This is a genomic window from Marinobacterium aestuarii, assembly GCF_001651805.1.
Classification (GTDB): Bacteria; Pseudomonadota; Gammaproteobacteria; order Pseudomonadales; family Balneatricaceae; genus Marinobacterium_A; species Marinobacterium_A aestuarii.
In genome coordinates, this window is sequence record NZ_CP015839.1 from 3,394,251 (window position 1) to 3,411,721 (window position 17,471).

At 58.9% G+C, this 17,471-nt stretch carries 13 protein-coding genes; 9 read left to right on the plus strand and 4 right to left on the minus strand.

The genetic code is table 11. The annotated features are described in order from the left end of the window. Nucleotides 1-112: 112 nt before the first annotated feature. Entirely contained in the window at nucleotides 113-481 is a 369-nt protein-coding gene (locus A8C75_RS14825) for an SPW repeat protein (RefSeq protein ID WP_067383982.1), read from the minus strand. 209 nt (nucleotides 482-690) lie between these two features. Continuing rightward, entirely contained in the window at nucleotides 691-2,571 is a 1,881-nt protein-coding gene (ftsH, locus tag A8C75_RS14830) for an ATP-dependent zinc metalloprotease FtsH (RefSeq protein ID WP_227819939.1), read from the minus strand. A 307-nt stretch (nucleotides 2,572-2,878) separates the two neighbouring features. On the opposite strand from ftsH, the gene A8C75_RS14835 reads away from it, so the two are divergent. Together A8C75_RS14835 and A8C75_RS14840 are read left to right on the plus strand one after the other, a co-directional pair. After that, the gene (locus tag A8C75_RS14835; RefSeq protein ID WP_067383988.1) at nucleotides 2,879-3,469 is read left to right on the plus strand and encodes a hypothetical protein; all 591 of its coding nucleotides are present in this window, start codon (nucleotides 2,879-2,881) and stop codon (nucleotides 3,467-3,469) included. 156 nt (nucleotides 3,470-3,625) lie between these two features. Beyond that, on the plus strand, nucleotides 3,626-4,843 hold the full coding sequence (locus A8C75_RS14840; RefSeq protein ID WP_067383991.1) for a bifunctional alpha/beta hydrolase/OsmC family protein: 1,218 nt from the start codon (nucleotides 3,626-3,628) through the stop codon (nucleotides 4,841-4,843). Nucleotides 4,844-4,850: 7 nt separating this feature from the next. On the opposite strand, the gene A8C75_RS14845 is transcribed toward A8C75_RS14840, so the two are convergent. Further along, nucleotides 4,851-6,089 carry an MFS transporter gene (locus tag A8C75_RS14845; protein WP_067383994.1) on the minus strand — a complete coding sequence of 413 codons (1,239 nt, stop codon included), beginning with the start codon at nucleotides 6,087-6,089 and terminating at the stop codon, nucleotides 4,851-4,853. Nucleotides 6,090-6,309: 220 nt separating this feature from the next. On the opposite strand from A8C75_RS14845, the gene pdxR reads away from it, so the two are divergent. The 7 genes from pdxR to A8C75_RS14880 all read left to right on the plus strand — a co-directional run bounded on the left by pdxR (nucleotide 6,310) and on the right by A8C75_RS14880 (nucleotide 15,387). Further along, nucleotides 6,310-7,788, plus strand: a complete 1,479-nt coding sequence (gene pdxR / locus A8C75_RS14850; protein ID WP_067383997.1) for a MocR-like pyridoxine biosynthesis transcription factor PdxR — start codon at nucleotides 6,310-6,312, stop codon at nucleotides 7,786-7,788. A 399-nt stretch (nucleotides 7,789-8,187) separates the two neighbouring features. Beyond that, complete coding sequence (locus A8C75_RS14855; protein ID WP_067384000.1) at nucleotides 8,188-9,720, plus strand: aldehyde dehydrogenase family protein; 1,533 nt, start codon at nucleotides 8,188-8,190, stop codon at nucleotides 9,718-9,720. 594 nt (nucleotides 9,721-10,314) lie between these two features. Further along, a complete protein-coding gene (locus A8C75_RS14860) occupies nucleotides 10,315-11,436 on the plus strand; it encodes an ABC transporter ATP-binding protein (protein ID WP_067384003.1) in 1,122 nt (373 codons plus the stop codon). 51 nt (nucleotides 11,437-11,487) lie between these two features. Then, nucleotides 11,488-12,543, plus strand: a complete 1,056-nt coding sequence (locus tag A8C75_RS14865) for an ABC transporter substrate-binding protein (protein WP_084784091.1) — start codon at nucleotides 11,488-11,490, stop codon at nucleotides 12,541-12,543. Nucleotides 12,544-12,653: 110 nt separating this feature from the next. Further along, a complete protein-coding gene (locus A8C75_RS14870; RefSeq protein ID WP_084784092.1) occupies nucleotides 12,654-13,961 on the plus strand; it encodes an ABC transporter permease in 1,308 nt (435 codons plus the stop codon). Nucleotides 13,962-14,014: 53 nt separating this feature from the next. Beyond that, the gene (locus tag A8C75_RS14875) at nucleotides 14,015-14,863 is read left to right on the plus strand and encodes an ABC transporter permease (RefSeq protein WP_067384009.1); all 849 of its coding nucleotides are present in this window, start codon (nucleotides 14,015-14,017) and stop codon (nucleotides 14,861-14,863) included. A 107-nt stretch (nucleotides 14,864-14,970) separates the two neighbouring features. Then, nucleotides 14,971-15,387 carry a PilZ domain-containing protein gene (locus tag A8C75_RS14880; protein ID WP_067384012.1) on the plus strand — a complete coding sequence of 139 codons (417 nt, stop codon included), beginning with the start codon at nucleotides 14,971-14,973 and terminating at the stop codon, nucleotides 15,385-15,387. Nucleotides 15,388-15,432: 45 nt separating this feature from the next. Here the strand turns inward: A8C75_RS14880 and uvrB are convergent, their stop codons facing one another. Further along, on the minus strand, nucleotides 15,433-17,445 hold the full coding sequence (uvrB, locus tag A8C75_RS14885; RefSeq protein ID WP_067384015.1) for an excinuclease ABC subunit UvrB: 2,013 nt from the start codon (nucleotides 17,443-17,445) through the stop codon (nucleotides 15,433-15,435). Nucleotides 17,446-17,471: the final 26 nt, after the last annotated feature.

Genomic DNA, 17,471 nt, shown 5'->3' on the forward strand with positions numbered 1-17,471 from the left:
CGCGCTATAAAAGCGCACATTCAGGTTGCGGAACCTGCAGGGGGCGTCCCTTGCCGCCCTGCAGGTTCCGCGATGGCCGGCCATAGGCCGATCTTGCACCCAGGCTGGATAATCAGGCTGTCTTATGACCACTGCGACCCAGCATGACCACCAGAGACCATACCGAGTCTGCGCCTACCAGTAGGCCGACAATGATGCTATTCCACATCGCAGCCGGCATGGTGGCGTATCCCAGCAGGAAGGGGGCGGCAATTAGCCAGGCACCCAGTGCCAGCAGTACCCACTCTTCCCACACCTGTGTTTTCCTGAGTACGGCAATGGAGAAAACAACAACGGCAACGCCCACGATCACCGGATTCCACATCACCATCATGGCATCCGTTGCGCCATAGCCCAGGGCGAAAGGTGATATCACCAGCCAGACCCCAAACAGCAACATCAGCCAGTCACGCCAATGTGCCTTGAACTGTTCGATATTCATGGAACACCTCCCACGCGTTAATCGGTTCCATTGGATCCTGAAATTATCCGTCCCTTTTCAACGGTCATTACGACATCCAATTAACCTCCTTTACTTAACTGATAGGGGATATTTTTTGGATTTTCAATGCCTTCTCTTTACTGATGACATCGGATCACATGGCTGTGTTCCCGGCGGCAAACGCCCGGCCTTCAGCCCTGCAACCGGGGCTATTTTCCTGCCCCAGGAGTCGCTTTGGGGCAGGCATCAATAAGGGCGCGGATTTCGTCAAATTCCAGGGTTTCCTTTTCCAGCAGCGCCTTGGCCACGGCATCCAGCAGGGCACGGTTATTCTTCAGCAACTGCCCGATTTCGACCTCGCGATGCTTCAGCAGCATGCTGACTTCGTCGTCGATCACTTCGGCGGTGTGCTCGCTGAAGTCCCGCTGCTGCGCCATTTCACGTCCCAGAAATATATGTTCCTCGCCGCGATGGAAGGCGACCGGGCCGATCTTCTCGCTCATGCCCCAGTGCGTCACCATATGGCGCGCCAGTTGGGTGGCCTGCTTCAGGTCTTCCTCGGCGCCGGAGCTCACTTCACCAAAGACCAGTTTTTCGGAGCTGCGACCGCCCAGCATCACGCCAAGGCGGTCATAGAGGTAGCTCTGCTTGAAATTGTGCCGCTCGGCTGCGGGAATCTGTTCGGTCACGCCCAGCGCGTGCCCGCGGGGAATGATAGTGACCTTGTCCAGTGGATCGGCATGGGGCAGCAGGCTGGCCACCACCGCATGACCGGCTTCATGGAAGGCCACCAGCTGCTTCTCGTCGTCGCTCAGCAGCATCTCGCGCAGCCCGCCGAGCACGACCTTGTCCCGCGCTGCCAGCATAAGCTGCATATCGACCTCGCTTTTGCCCTTGCGCCCGGCCAGCAGCGCCGCTTCGTTGATCAGATTTTCCAGGTCCGCCCCCGAAAAACCGACGGTCAGTGCCGCCAGGCGCACCAGGTCCACATCGCCCGCCAGCGGCACCCCGCGGGCGTGAATATTCAGAATGGCCTGGCGCGCCGGCCTGTCGGGCAGGTCCAGCGTCACCTTGCGATCGAAACGCCCCGGTCGCATCAGGGCGGCATCGAGCACGTCGGGCCTGTTGGTCGCCGCCAGCACCACGACCGTTTCATGGGGCTCGAAACCGTCCATCTCATTGAGAATCTGGTTCAGTGTCTGCTCCCGTTCGTCGTGGCCACCGCCGAGCCCCGTGCCGCGGGCGCGCCCGATCGAATCAATCTCATCAATAAAGATGATGGCAGGCGCCTCTTTCTTGGCGCTCTGGAACATGTCCCGCACCCGCGATGCCCCGACCCCCACGAACATCTCGATAAATTCGGACGCGCTTATGCTGAAAAAGGGCACATTGGCTTCGCCGGCCACAGCTTTGGCCAGCAATGTCTTGCCGGTGCCTGGCGGTCCCATCAGCAGAATACCCCGCGGAATCTTGGCGCCCAGGCGTCGATAGGGGCTGGGATCGCGCAGATAGTCACTGATTTCGCACAGATCCTGCTTGGCATTTTCCAGTCCGGCAACATCGTCGAAGGTCACTCTGGATTGCCCTTTCTCGAACCGCTTGGCCCTGGACTTGGCAAAGCCAAAAATCCCGCCGGCACCGCTGCCACCCATCATGCGCTCCTGCATCTTGATACTGGCATACCAGAACAGACCTATAATCAGCAGCCAGGGCACCAGCCCGATCAGCAATCGCACCCACCAGCTGCCGCTCTCCGACCGCACGCGCACCTCGACATCATATTGCTCCAGCAATGGCATCAATTCGGGATCGTCAATCGGTGGCAGAGTCGTGACGAACTGCTTCACCGTCCGGTTTCCCGTCGCCTGCGAGCCTGGCTCAGGTTTTCTAAAGGTGCCGCTGACCTGTTGCCCCTGCAAGGTAATGCTGACCACCTGCTCAGCCCGCACCCTATCCTTGAAGGCGGTATAGGACAGATCGGCCTGATGCTGGCGTTTTGCCGTATCAAGCCAGAAAAAGGAGAGCAACAAGGCCGTCAGGAACCAGATGATCAGGCGCGCACCGGAACTCGGCCCCAGCACTGGGCTCATTCCTGACGGTGTATTACCAGGCTGTTTGTCGGCCATTTGAATGTACTTTTTTGTGATAACACTGATCTTGTCAGTGTAGTTGACAGCGAATCCGCCTATTGCGCTGCAACGGTCACAATCAACTTACAAGCCTTATAACCAAGGATTAAATTGATATTGAATCTAAACGATAACGATTTGCATTATTCTTTTATTGTTGTATATTTTCCCGCCTTAGTTTGCTGCCGCCTTCATGGACGAGCCGCACCTGGCAGCGCTGAGTCCATTTAAAAAAACAATAGCAAGCGCAAAAGCACAGAAGGCAGATATGTTTGATATCCATTTCGAGCTGAAAACCCTGATCAAGATCACCCACCTGTTTGGCCTGGCTCTGGGCATTGGCGGCGCCTTGCTGCTGGATCTGATCATTTTCAATTTCTTCCACAGGCGCAGCATAAGCCGGGAAAAATTCGATATATTGCGCCAGTCAACCCGCGTCGTAAGCCTGGGACTGGCCCTGCTCTGGGTGTCAGGCATAGGCTATTTGCTGCACTATCTCGCCTATTTCGAACAGGGTCTGCAGAACCCAAAGGTCTGGGCGAAAATCATTATCGTCGCCATTCTGACCCTGAACGGCATGCTGATTCACCACTTCATCCTGCCCCATATAGAAGCCCGGATTGGCAAGACTCTGTTCCATGGCTGCAGCCGACACCGACAGATGGCCATGCTGAGCGCCTCGGTAGTTTCTGTGGTGTCCTGGCTGACACCTCTTGCGCTGGGTGCCTGCAAGGAGCTGAATTTCAGCGCCCACTGGAGTCAGATACTGCTGGCCTACGGAGGCCTGCTGTTGCTGGGGGTAATTGTCATGCAGCTGATCAATCATTGCTGGCTGAACCGTGCGCAAAGCAACGGCTGAAGCGCGGGGCACGAAGCCAGCTGTCACAGGAAAATAGTGATAAACGCAAGTGGCGAAAACTGCGAGGGAAATGGCCTGCCAGCTCCAGAGCCCGGAAAACTGTCTATGGTGTAGTGACTCTGTTTCAGACACCCAATGCTCCTACGGAGATACAGCATGGCAGCGCAGCGAACCCGACTCAGCTTTACCAGCAAGGGCGTGGAACTGTCCGGCCTGCTGGAAATCCCGCCCCAGGGCAGCCGGGGCTTTGTCCTCTTTGCCCACTGCTTTACCTGCAGCAAGGATATTCCGGCGGCATCCGGTATTGCCCGCGAGCTGACCGGGCGCGGATTCGCCGTGCTGCGGTTCGACTTCACCGGCCTTGGCAACAGCGACGGCGACTTTGCCAACAGCAACTTCTCCTCCAATGTCGACGACCTGGTGGCGGCGGCCGATTATCTGCGAGACCACTATGAAGCGCCGCGCCTGCTTATCGGTCACAGCCTGGGCGGGCGCGCCGTACTCTCGGCGGCACACCGTATCCCGGAAACCGCCGCCGTGGTGACCATAGGCGCACCGGCCGATGCACAGCATGTGATCAGGCAGTTCGGTGCCCATGTGGATGCGATCGAGAGCAGCGGCGAGGCAGAAGTCAGCCTTGGCGGGCGCACCTTCACCATTCGCAAACAGTTTCTGGACGACCTGAAGCAGGACAATGATGACATTGAGCGCCTGCGCATACCCTTGCTGGTGATGCACTCGCCGCTGGATAGCACCGTGTCCATCAGCCAGGCCGAGCAGATCTACCGCCGCGCCAAACATCCCAAGAGCTTTATAAGCCTCGACAAGGCCGACCATCTGCTCAGCAGCAAGGAAGACACCGCCTATGCCGCCAGCGTCATTGGCGCCTGGAGTGAAAAGTACCTGACGCCGGCACCCTTGATTGCCGCTGTAGACGCGGGCACGCGCAACGGTGAAGTGGATATCCGCGAGCATAACCACCGCTTTACCCGCCTGGTCAACAGTGACCATCATGAGTGGCTCGCCGATGAACCGCTCAAGGCCGGGGGTGATAATCTGGGCCCAGACCCCTACGAGCACCTGCTCGCGGCGCTCGGCACCTGCACCTCCATGACAGTGCGCATGTACGCCAACCACAAGAAAATCCCGCTGGATGACGTCAGCGTTACCCTCAGCCACAGCCGCCAGCACGGCGCCGACTGCGAGGGTTGCAGCGATGCTGAAAAACGTATCGATATACTGGAGCGGCGCATTAGCCTCAAGGGCAACCTCACCGAGGCGCAGCGTCAGCGGCTACTGGAAATCGCCAACCGCTGCCCGGTTCACAAGACCCTCGAAGGCCCGCTAAAGGTAAGCACCCTGCTGATCGACTAAAAGCCTCCTAGCCGCGGGCGCCAACCCCCTGTGCACTGTCCCGCTCCAGCGCCCGCATGGCAATGATGCCGGCCACAGGCCCCAGTGCCAGCAGTCCAAAGGCGACGCCCCAGCCGGCAGCCTGCTGAACAACCGGTATCAGCCAGATGGTGGGCACCGTAAGGATAAAGCCGATCGCCAGTTGCAGCGTCAGCGCCGTGCCGACATAACTCTGGTCCGCCACCTCGGTCACCAGGGTGGAAAACTGCGCCGAATCCGCCACCACCCAGAAGCCCCACACCAGCCCCACCAGCAGTACCAGCAAGACCGGCGCCTGCTGCATGAAACCGATAATGAGCGCACAGCCGCCGGAGATTGCCATGGCCAGGGCCGTCGCTTTGGCGCGCCCCCAGTGATCCCCCAGCAGGCCACCGACCAGGCAGCCCGCAGCGCCGGCACCGATGACGGCAAAAGTGCCAAAGGCCGCCCAGCGGCCGGCCTGCTCCACCCCGTGCAGCGCCAGGGTGCTGGCGAAGAACACAGAAAACCAGGCCCACATGGCGTACAGCTCCCACATATGACCGAAGTACCCCAGGGAGGCCAGCAGTACCTTGCGATCGGTAAATACCTGCCAGACCTTACGCGGATCAAAGGGCGCACGGGGAAACGGGAAAGGGCCATCACTGCCTAAAAACTCGGCAATAAGCCCGCCCGCCAGGGTCAGCAAGGAGGTGGCCAGGATCACCCGCTGCCACTCAAGCCCGCCCAGGCCGTTCACCAGATGGGGCGCCGCCGAGCCAAGAGTCAGTGCCCCTACCATAATGCCCAGCGCCGTACCGCGCTTGAATCTAAACCAGGTCGCCATGGCCTTCATGGCCGGCGGATACACCGCCGCCAGGCAGGCACCGGTGATGACCCGCAACAGGATAGCGCTCCAGAGGCCAGGCGCCAGCAACAGCAAGCCATTGGCCAGCGCCGCCAGCACGGCACCCAGCAGCATCAGCCGGCGTGGCGCGATGCGATCGGCCAGGCTCAGCAGCGCCGACCCCAGCGCACCCACCACAAAGCCCAGCTGCACGGCGATGGTCAACCAGGCGGCCTGGCCATCCACCAGGCCCCAGTGCTGCACCAGTTGCGGCACCACCGCGGTGGCCGAAAACCAGGTGGTCATGGCCAGCAACATCGCCGTTGCCAATACTGTCAGCCCCCACCAGCAACCGGCGGGATCACGCTGCAGGGCGCCACTGTTATTCGGCTCGCGCTTCATGCTGCTAACCTTTGTTGATGCAGATCTCTCATTTATGGATCCGGCTCAGCATAGCGGCGCAGGCCTGAACTGCCCAGCCCGCACGTTATATCTTTAGTACTGATTTCTCCACCAGCCGCCTGTGCGCAAAAAGTCCCGACTTGACGCTACTGGGGAAGCCGGCGTACAAACGGCATGGCAAATGGAGCCCGCCTGTGATGGATCAAACTAGAAGGTATCGATGTTAAGTCACCTGTTTCAGCTGTCACCGCACAGCGATTCCAGCCTGCAGCAGCAGATTCGCGAGCAGATCAGCAAGGCCATTATCGACGGTCATATTCCGGTCGATGTGCCGCTACCCTCGACCCGCAAGCTGTCGGAAACCCTGGGGGTCTCGCGCAATACGGTGATCATCGCCTACGAACACCTGATCGATGACGGTTACCTGATCTCCAGGGAAAGGGCAGGCTTTTACGTCAACGCAGACATCCTCAAGAGCCTCGCCCGGGATGACAGCGACAATAATAAAGACGGCGACCATGACGCCGTGCAAGGCACCCGTCCCGACTGGTCGCAGAGTCTGAAATTCACCCCGACCCGCGACAAGCTCAACAAGCTGCACCGCTGGCAGGACTATCCCTACCCCTTTATCTACGGCCAGCTCGATCCAACCCTGTTCCCGACCAATCACTGGCGCGAGTGCTGCCGCGAATCCGTATCGGTACAGTCCATCCGCGACTGGTCGGGGGACCGTTACGATGACGACGATGCCCTGCTGATCGAACAGATCCATACCCGGGTGCTGCCGCGGCGCGGTGTCTGGGCGGACCCTGAGGAAATTCTTATTACCGTAGGGGCACAGCATGCGCTCTACATGACGCTGCGCCTGTTGCTGGACAGCAGCTCCACCTTCGGTCTGGAGGAGCCCGGCTATCCGGATCTCACCCGTATCGCTGGCTGTACCGGCGCGCGGATCCGCCCGCTGCAGATCGACGGCGAAGGCCTGGTGACCGGGGAACAGCTAAAGGGCTGCGATCTTGTGTTCACCACGCCCAGCCATCAGTTTCCCACCACCGTGACCATGCCTATGGCCCGCAGGCGCACCCTGCTGGAACAGGCCTCAAAACACAATTTCCTGATCATCGAGGATGATTACGAGTGTGAAACCACCTTCGCCCGCCACCCCTCCCCGGCACTCAAGAGCCTGGACCGGCACGATCGGGTGATTTATCTGGGCAGCCTGTCCAAAACCCTGTCACCGGGGCTGCGCATTGGCTATATGGTCGGCCCGCGGGAACTCATACGGGAGGTACGGGAATATCGCCGCATGATGATGCGCCACCCACCGATGAATAATCAGCGCTCGGTGGGCCTGTTCCTAGCCCGTGGCTACCACGATTCCCTTATCCGCCGACTGGTGCAGGTATATGAGGAACGCTGGAAGGAAGTCGGTGATGCGCTGCACGAGTTTTTGCCCGACTCAACCCAGCCGCCGGTATTTGGCGGCTCCTCCTACTGGGTGAAAGGCCCCGCTACTCTGGATGCGCGGGAACTCAAGCGTCTGGCACTGGAAAAGGGGGTGGTACTCGAATCCGGCGACATATATTTCTATCAGTCCGAGGCGAAAAACTTTTTCCGCCTGGGCTACTCCTCCATCGCCACCGAGCGCATACGCCCGGGACTGGAGCGCGTGGCCAAACTGATCCGGCTTATCAGCTAGCAGACTGCCCCTGGGTTTCAGGATCGCGGTGAATTTGCCAGGGAAACACTCGAAAACCCAACATTGACGCTGGATCCAGAGCGCTATAAGTGTTGGGTCTACAGTGCCCGCTCGGCACTGTCCTATAGTCCGTCTCAAGGTCTGGGCTGAACCCGCCGGGCCTTTAACCAGACAGCCTGTAGAGCCCACTTTCAGTAGCAGCTTTAAACCGGCATCCAATTAACCTGTGAACCCCCTTGCGTGTGACGCCGATTAAAGGCGTACAGCTAAATCAGCAAAAAACAAACTGATAAATACACGACAGCCGCAGCCACTTAACTGCTGCGGCAGGGAATTACTTCCCCATCAATCCACAGGCAACGCCACGCGATTTTATTTAACCCAAGCAGGAGTTCGACGATGAGCACCGAATACATCAAAATCAAAAATCATATTAACGGTGCCTGGCTGGACGAATCCAACGGACAGTACGAGCCGCTGCGCAATCCTTCCACCGGGCACGTAATCGGCGAAGTACCGCTATCGTCCCCCGCCACCTCCCGCGAGGCCACAGCGGCGGCGGCGGCCGCCTACCCTGGCTGGAGCGCAATGCCATTGCCCAAGCGCATGGACTTCATTTTCAAGATGCACCGTGCCATGCAAGACAACCTGGAAATGCTGGCCCAGTCCATCGCCATCGACCAGGCCAAGCATATAGCCGAAGCCCGCGGCGAAGTCGGCCGCGTTATCGAGATATTGCAGATGGCCTGCACCATTCCAGCGCTGATTCAGGGCGACACAGTGCAGGCCATTGCCAACAATATCAACGGCCGCCTGATCAAGGCACCATTGGGCGTATTCTGCGGCGTGGCGCCCTTCAATTTCCCCGCTCTGGTGTTTGGCTGGTTCATTCCCTTTGCCATAGGCACGGGCAATACCTTTGTCTACAAGCCCTCCACAGAATCGCCGCTGTTCATGCAAAAAATGATGCAGCTGCTGTGTGATACTGGTCTGCCCGACGGGGTCGTCAATATAGTCCACGGTGACCGCGAAGTGGTTGAAGCCTGGTATGAAGACGACAATGTCGCCGGTGTCTGCCTGGTGGGTTCCACCCCCACCGCCAAGGCCATCGGCGAGGGCTGCGGGCGCGGCGGCAAGAAAACCATGCTGCTGGGCGGAGCCAAGAACTTCCTCGCCGCCATGGAAGACGCCCCCATGGATCTGCTGATCGAAAACATCCTGATGTCGGGTTACGGCTCGGCCGGTCAGCGCTGCCTGGCGGTATCCAATATTGCCGTGGTGCCGGAAATCTACGACGACTTCCTCGCCCGGCTGCTGGAAGCCTCACGCAAGATCACCCTGGGCGATGCCATGGATCCTGATATTTTCATGGGCCCGGTGATCTCCGCCAGCGCCAGGAAACGCATTCACGACTATATCGACATTGGCCTGGCAGAAGGCGCTACCCTGGCACTCGATGGGCGCAATCCGCAGCTGCCCGAAGCCAACCGGGACGGTTATTTCGTTGGCCCCACTGTCTTTACCGATGTAACCCCCTGCATGCGCATCGCCCAGGAAGAGATCTTTGGCCCCGTGCTCAACATCATCAAGGTGGGCTGCATCGACGGCGCCCTGCGCATGATCCGCAACCACCCGCTGGGCAATGGCGCCTGCATCTTTACCCAGAACAGCTTCTACACCGAGAAATTCATCAACGAGGCCGATGTCGGCATGGTCGGTGTCAACGTCGGTATCTGCGCCCCCCACCCCTATCTGCCCTTTGGCGGCATCAAGGGCTCTCTGGTGGGCAACAACAAGGTACAGGGCAAGGATGCCATCGACTTCTTTACCCAGAGCAAGGTCGCAACGATTCGCGTCGTTGACCCCAGAGGCCTGGCGCCAGCCGCAGCAACAACGACCGACAGCAGCGTACGCAGCTGCGTCGCCAGCTGAGCTGAAGTGGCCTGAGCGGCTATAGCCGTTTACAGGCCACGACCGAGCAGCAGTACTCCAGAAGCCCCCTGAACCGCTGGCAGCCGCCTGCGATTCGGGGTCATGACGGCACGAACTAACACCCCTGCGGCTCGCTGAGTACGACCGAATAAAAAGCTCTAATAAAAAATGTGTTTATAACATAAAGGGCTGGAACCAGCGCCCACTGCTGCTGGACCTATAGGCGGAGCGAACACTGATCTATATTAAGACCCGGGGTCAGGTCACAAGCCACCGCTTGCGGATAAAACCGACAACACAGATACAATAATAAAAACGGAAACGACAGCATGCATGTATTATCAGGTCCGCCGTCTAGCGCCTTCGTCGGCTTATTAAGCTGGCATCCACATTGGGTCACTGTTTCCGAAGACGGCTCAATAATGAAACCTCCCGGCTTCATCTATTAACCCGTCGGCTTAACAAGATTTATTCCATGGCGGCATATTCCGCCATTAGCATCTACACTCAGTGCAGCATAAATCAGCTTCAGTATTGAACTGGCATGGCATCAGGCAGCACTGCGTTAAAAACAGGCTTGGAGTAAAGCATTCAATGACAGATACCACGACCACCGGCCAGGCCTCTTCCTCCGATGATCAGTATGTCCGCTTTATCAACGTCAAGAAAAGCTACGACCAGCACAACCTGGTAGTCAAAGACTTTAATCTGGATGCCCGCAAAGGCGAGTTCGTCACCCTTTTGGGACCGTCCGGCTCAGGCAAAACCACCTGTCTGATGATGCTGGCGGGGTTCGAAGATGTTACCAGTGGCAGCATTCTGATTAACGGCGAGCCGGTCAATAATATTGCGCCCTATCACCGCAATATTGGCATGGTCTTCCAGCACTATGCTCTCTTCCCCCACATGACGATCAGTGAAAACCTCGCCTACCCGCTAAAGGTCCGCAAAAAATCCGCCGATGAGGTCAAGCGTCGCGTCAAGGAATCCCTGGCGCTGGTCGAACTGGCGGATTTTGGCAAGCGTTACCCCGGCCAGCTGTCGGGCGGTCAGAAACAGCGCGTCGCCCTGGCCCGCTCGCTGATATTCGAACCCAGTATTGTGTTAATGGACGAACCCCTGGGTGCGCTGGACAAAAACCTGCGTGAACAGATGCAATTCGAGATCAAACGCCTGCACGAAGATCTGGGCTTTACCGCCATCTATGTCACCCATGATCAGACCGAAGCCCTCACCATGTCCGATCGCATCGCCGTATTCAACGACGGTATCGTCGAGCAGTGCGCCGCCCCCGAAGAGCTGTACGAGCGCCCGGCCAACTCCTTTGTGGCCGACTTTATCGGCGAGAACAACCGCATCCCCGGCACCGTCACCCGTATTGAAGGCGGGCGGGCCCAGATCAGCCTGGACGATGGCAGCAGCGCCACCACGCTGAACCCCAACTGCCCGCAACCGGGCGAGCCCTGCATGCTGACCATTCGCCCTGAAAACCTGTTTATCGCCGGCGACACCCTGCGCGATAACTGCATTGAGGCCAGTTTCACCACCCGGCTGTATGTCGGTGACTCCATCCGTTACTTCTTCAAGATGAATAGCGGCGCAGAACTCATGGTCAAGGCACTCAACGACAGTCAGGCCCCGGTCCTTGCGCCCGGCGCTCTGACGCGCCTGACCTGGGATCTGGCCGGCGGCCTGGCGCTGGACCGGGCCGTCTGACTCAAGCATTCACAGCAGTACACACCACAACGCGTAGAAGGAAGAATAACAATGCATACTCTCAAGCGACTAGGCGTGGCACTCGCACTCTGCACAGCGGCTAGCCCGCTGTTGGCAGACCAGTTCACCGCGGTCTCGTTCGGCGGCGCCTACGGTGCCGCCCAGCAAAAGCACATGCTCGACCCCTATATGGCGCAGTCAGGTCACAAGATCCTGTTTGAAAACTACTCCGGCGGCATCGCCGAACTCAAGGCACAGGTAGAAAGCGGCAATATTCTTTGGGACGTGGTGGACATCGAGGTCATCGACCTTGAGCGCGCCTGCTCTGAAGGTCTGCTCGAAGTCTTCCCCCACGACACTCTGCCCCCCGGTGATGACGGCACTCCCGCCAGCGAAGACTTTTCGCCCCAGGCGCTCGCCAATGAATGCGGTGTCGGCAACATCGTCTGGACGGTGCTCTACGCCTACAACAGCGATACCATTCAGGGCGGCACGCCGAGCACCATCGGCGACCTGTTCGATACCAGTACCTATCCTGGCAAGCGCGCCCTGCGCAAACGTCCCCAGGTAAACCTGGAATGGGCCCTGATCGCAGACGGTGTACCGCCTGCGGAAGTCTATGAGTTGCTAGCTACCGATGCAGGCCAGGCCCGCGCCTTCGCCAAGCTGGATACCATCAAGGACGACCTGGTCTGGTTCGATAGCTGGTCCCAGGCACCGCAGCTGCTGAATGATGGCGGTGCCGTGATGGTGCAGTCAGCCAACGGTCGTATCTTTGATGCCATTCAGAGCGACAAGAAACCGTTTGAAATGGTCTGGGACGGCCATATCTTCGACCTGGATGTCTGGGCCATCGTCAAGGGCAGCAAGAACAAGGCACTGGCCGAAGACTTCATTCGTTTCGCCACCAGCTCCAAGCCTGAAAGTGGCATGCAGGAAGTCGCCTACGGCCCCACGCGCCAGTCGTCCTACGCCTATGTAGACGAAGCCATACTGCCCAAGCTGCCCTCGGCTCACCTGGACGAAGGCCTGCAGGCATCCGGTGAATTCTGGGCCGACTACGGCGAATCCCTGGGTGAAAAGTTCAATGAGTGGTTGCTGAAGTAAGCCACAGCCGCTGACCTGAACGCCGGCGGCGACACCCGCCACCGGCGACCCGCCCAACCGATGTCCGGGGCCTGCCGGTCCCGGCGCTGTCTGAAGAAGGGGTTTTATCCATGCATCAAGCCGAGCTTTCTGCCGCCTCTCCCGGGGCTCCTGGCGGTGATGCAACCTCCGGGTTGCCACCCCACGCAGGGCTGAGTGCGGCGGAAAAATCTCAAAGTCGCAGGGTTCTGCGCCGACGCAAGCTACTGACCCTGGCCTTCGTGGCCCCACTCATTATTTTCGTGCTGATTGCCTTCGTGGCCCCCATCGGCACCATGCTGTATCGCAGCGTCTATCATCCGACCGTGGCGCAGCTGATTCCCGAGACGCTTGTCGCGCTGAGCGGCTGGGACGAAACCAGCGCAACCCGGCCCAGCGACAGTATCCTGAATATTTTTACCGTCGAGCTGCAACAGCTCGCGGACGACCGCGACTCAGGCAAGCTTGCCGAGGAGATCAACCGTGCCCTGCCCGGCAGTTCCAGCCTGATCAAGTCCACAGCCCGAAAAATCAAAAAGCTCGATAGCGAGATACTGTCCCGTGAGGGTGCCAGCAAGCTGCTCGCCATGCAGCCGAAGTGGCAACAGGTCGAAATCTGGCGGGAAATGAAACTGGCGGGCGCCGTCTTTACCAATGATTTCTATCTCACCGCGCTGGACCTGATGCACAATGCCCAGGGCGACATAGTGGCGCGGGATACCCAGATTTACGTCAAGCTGTACATGAAGAGCCTGTGGATCGCGCTGCTGATTACTGTACTCACCGGCATCATCAGCTATCCGCTGGCCTACTACCTGGCCACGGCACCAGCCCGCACCGCCAACACCCTGATGGTGTTCGTGCTCTTGCCCTTCTGGACGTCACTGCTGGTACGCACCACCTCCTGGATTGCCCTGCTGCAAACCAACGGCGTGATAAACAGCTTTCTGCAGTCCATTAATGCGATTGGCGAGCCACTGGAACTGCTCTATACCCAGTTCTCCACCGTCATTGCCATGACCCATATTCTGTTGCCCTTCATGATCCTGCCACTGTACAGCGTCATGAAAGGCATTGACCCCAGTTATCTGCGCGCCGCCCTGTCACTGGGGGCCAAGCCGATACCGGCCTTTATTCGCATCTACATGCCCATGACAGTGCCGGGGCTGAGTGCAGGCGCCCTGCTGGTGTTTATTATCTCCATCGGCTACTACATTACTCCGGCACTGGTGGGCGGCACCGATGGCCAGATGATCAGCAACATCATTGCCTTTCACATGCAGTCATCGAACAACTGGGAACTGGCCGCGGCCCTGGGATCACTGCTGCTGGGGCTGATATTGCTGCTGTACTGGATATACGACCGTCTGGTCGGCGTCAGCAACATCAAGCTGGGATAACACCATGAAGCCATCCCGGATTCTTTCAGCCAGGCAGTACGGGGAATAACAGCATGCAGTTTCCAAAGTATTTCACCTTCTGGCAGAAGGTCGGCATGCACAGTCTGCGCCTCACCGCTTGGGCGGTGCTGGCCTTCCTGATGATTCCGATCCTGGTCATAGTGCCGCTGTCGTTTAACGCCGAACCCTACTTCACCTTTACCGCCGGCATGCTGTCGCTGGATGCCGATGCCTACTCGCTGAAGTGGTACGCCGAGATCCTGAACGATGACAAGTGGATGCTGGCCATCAAGAACAGCTTTATTATCGGCCTCTGTGCAACGGCTATCGCCACGGTGCTCGGCACCCTCGCGGCCATAGGGCTGTCAAACCCGGTAATGCCCTTTCAGCGCCTGATCATGGCAATGCTGCTGTCGCCGATGATAGTGCCGCTGATCATCACCGCCGCCGGCATGTACTTCTTCTACACCCAGCTGGGGCTGTCCGGCAGCTACCTGGGTGTGATCATCGCCCATGCCGCCCTCGGCACACCCTTTGTGATTATCACCGTCAATGCGGCACTGTCGGGGTTTGACTATTCCCTGATGCGTGCGTCTCTGGGTCTGGGTGCGACGCCCGGTTACACCTTTTTCAACGTCATCATGCCGCTGATTCGCCCAGGCGTCATCTCAGGCGCCCTCTTCGCTTTTGTGACCTCCTTCGATGAAGTGGTAGTTATCCTGTTCTTGGCGGGCCCGGAGCAGCGCACTATCCCGCGGCAGATGTTCTCGGGGCTGCGTGAGCAGATCAACCCCACTATTCTCGCCGTGGCGGTGTTGCTGGTCGTACTGTCGGCATTAATGCTGCTGACCATTGAATATCTGCGGGCCCGGGCCGAGAAAATACGCACCGGGGAGATTTAACAGGCGCCGGGACCTGGCCCTGGTTTTGAGTGCCCGATTAGGGCGGTAACATCGGTACAGCGTCTATACTGCAGGCCACAGTGCCGCCGTGGAAAAAGGACTCGCCCATGTCACGCCACTATATCCGCCACCCCTCGGAGATCCCCATTCAGATTGTGCTGGCGGGCCAGCCCCATGAGCACAAGATGTCGAACATCAGCCTGGGCGGGATCTGTGTCCACACCCGCCACTGCCTGCCCGATAATACCGATATCATTATTCGCATTCCGCTGCTGATGCCACAGTTCAGTGCCTCCGGCCGGGTACGCTGGTGTCATTACCATGCGCTGGAGGATGCGCTACTGGGTATTTGCTTTAGTGACGAAGAAACCGCCTTTGCGGTGCGCATGGTGGAGCAGGTCTGCCATATAGAGAGCTACCGGCAGCGGGCCTGCCGGGACACAGGCCGCAACTACAGCAGTGAAGAAGCCGCCATCGAGTGGATTGCGCGCTACGCACACCGCTTCCCCAGCAGCAGCCAGTGAAACCGCCCCCGGCGGGCCTGGCAAAGCAAGGGGCAAGAAGAATGCTCAAGCTGAGTGTTTAAGGCGCTGCAACTCGTCACGGTAATGACCCGCCAGTTCAAATTCCAGGTTTTTAGACGCTTCGTACATCTTGTCTTCCAGCTGACTCATGGCCTTGGCGAGCTGCTTGGCAGTCATGGTGGCCGGATCGAACTGGGTATCGCTGGCCTGGGCCGCCACCTTCTTGGCACCGCGCGTAGCCTTGCGGCCCGGAATGGTACTGGCGCCTTCCATTATATCGGCTACCGACTTGTAGATACCCCGCGGCACTATGCCGTGCTCCAGGTTATAAGCGACCTGTTTTTCCCGCCGTCGTTCAGTCTCGGTGATGGCACGCTGCATAGAACCGGTAATACGATCGCCATAGAGAATGGCGCGACCGTTAACGTTACGGGCTGCCCGGCCTATGGTCTGGATCATCGAGGTTTCGGAGCGCAGAAAACCTTCCTTGTCGGCATCAAGAATGGCCACCAGCGCCACCTCCGGCATGTCGATGCCCTCGCGCAGCAGGTTGATGCCCACCAGCACATCGAACTGGCCAATACGCAGATCGCGGATGATTTCGACCCGCTCCACAGTGTCGATATCCGAGTGCAGGTAGCGCACCCGTACGCCATGCTCGGCCAGATAGTCGGTCAGGTCTTCGGCCATGCGCTTGGTCAGCACAGTGACGATAACGCGTTCCTCGTTGGCCGTGACCTTGCCAATCTCGGACAGCAGATCATCCACCTGAGTCCGGGCCGGACGCACCTCCACCTGAGGATCAATCAGCCCCGTGGGCCGCACCAGCTGCTCGGCGATCTGTCCGGCATTGGCCGCTTCATACTTGCTCGGCGTGGCGGAGACAAAGATCATCTGTGGCGCCAGCGCCTCCCACTCCTCGAAGCGCAGCGGCCGGTTGTCCAGCGCCGACGGCAGGCGAAAGCCGTACTCCACCAGGGTTTCCTTGCGTGAGCGGTCGCCCTTGTACATGGCGCCCAGCTGCGGCACTGTGACATGGGATTCGTCGATCACCACCAGGGCGTTGTCCGGCAGATAATCGAACAGCGTCGGCGGCGCCGCGCCCGGCTCGCGGCCGGACAGGTAGCGTGAATAGTTCTCGATGCCGGAGCAGTACCCCAGCTCCATGATCATTTCCATGTCATACAGGGTGCGCTGCTCCAGCCGCTGTGCTTCCACCAGCTTGCCATGATCGCGCAGCTGCTTGAGCCTGGGGTGCAGCTCATCCTTGATCTTGTCGACGGCCCCCAGCAGCACCTCGCGGGGAGTCACATAATGCGTCTTGGGGTAAATCGTGACCCGGGGCACGCGGCGCAGCACCGCGCCAGTCAGGGGATCGAAGAAGCTGATCTGCTCCACTTCGCTGTCGAACAGCTCGATGCGCACGGCCTCGGTTTCGGATTCCGCCGGGAACACATCGATGACGTCGCCGCGCACCCGGTAGTTGCCACGGTGCAGCTCGACATCGTTGCGTTTGTACTGCAGCTCCGCCAGGCGGCGCAGAATGTCACGCTGGTCGATTTCTTCGCCCCGATCCAGGTGCAGCATCATCGACAGGTAGGACTTCGGATCGCCCAGACCGTAAATGGCCGAGACCGTGGCCACTATAATGGCATCGTCCCGCTCCAGCAGCGCCTTGGTGGCCGACAGACGCATCTGCTCGATATGATCGTTGATCGAGGCGTCCTTCTCGATAAAGGTATCGGAGGACGGCACATAGGCTTCAGGCTGGTAGTAGTCGTAATAGGACACGAAGTATTCGACGGCGTTGTCGGGGAAGAACTCGCGGAACTCACCATACAACTGCGCCGCCAGCGTCTTGTTGTGGGCCAGAATGATGGTGGGCCGCTGAATCTGCGCAATCACATTGGCAATGGTAAAGGTTTTGCCCGATCCGGTAACACCCAGCAAAGTCTGGGCCACCAGGCCCGATTCAATGCCATCGATCAGGGTGGCAATAGCGCTCGGCTGATCTCCCGAGGGCTTAAAGCTGGACTGAAGTTTAAATCGCTGTTTCATTAACCCACCTGCCTGACAACGCGACC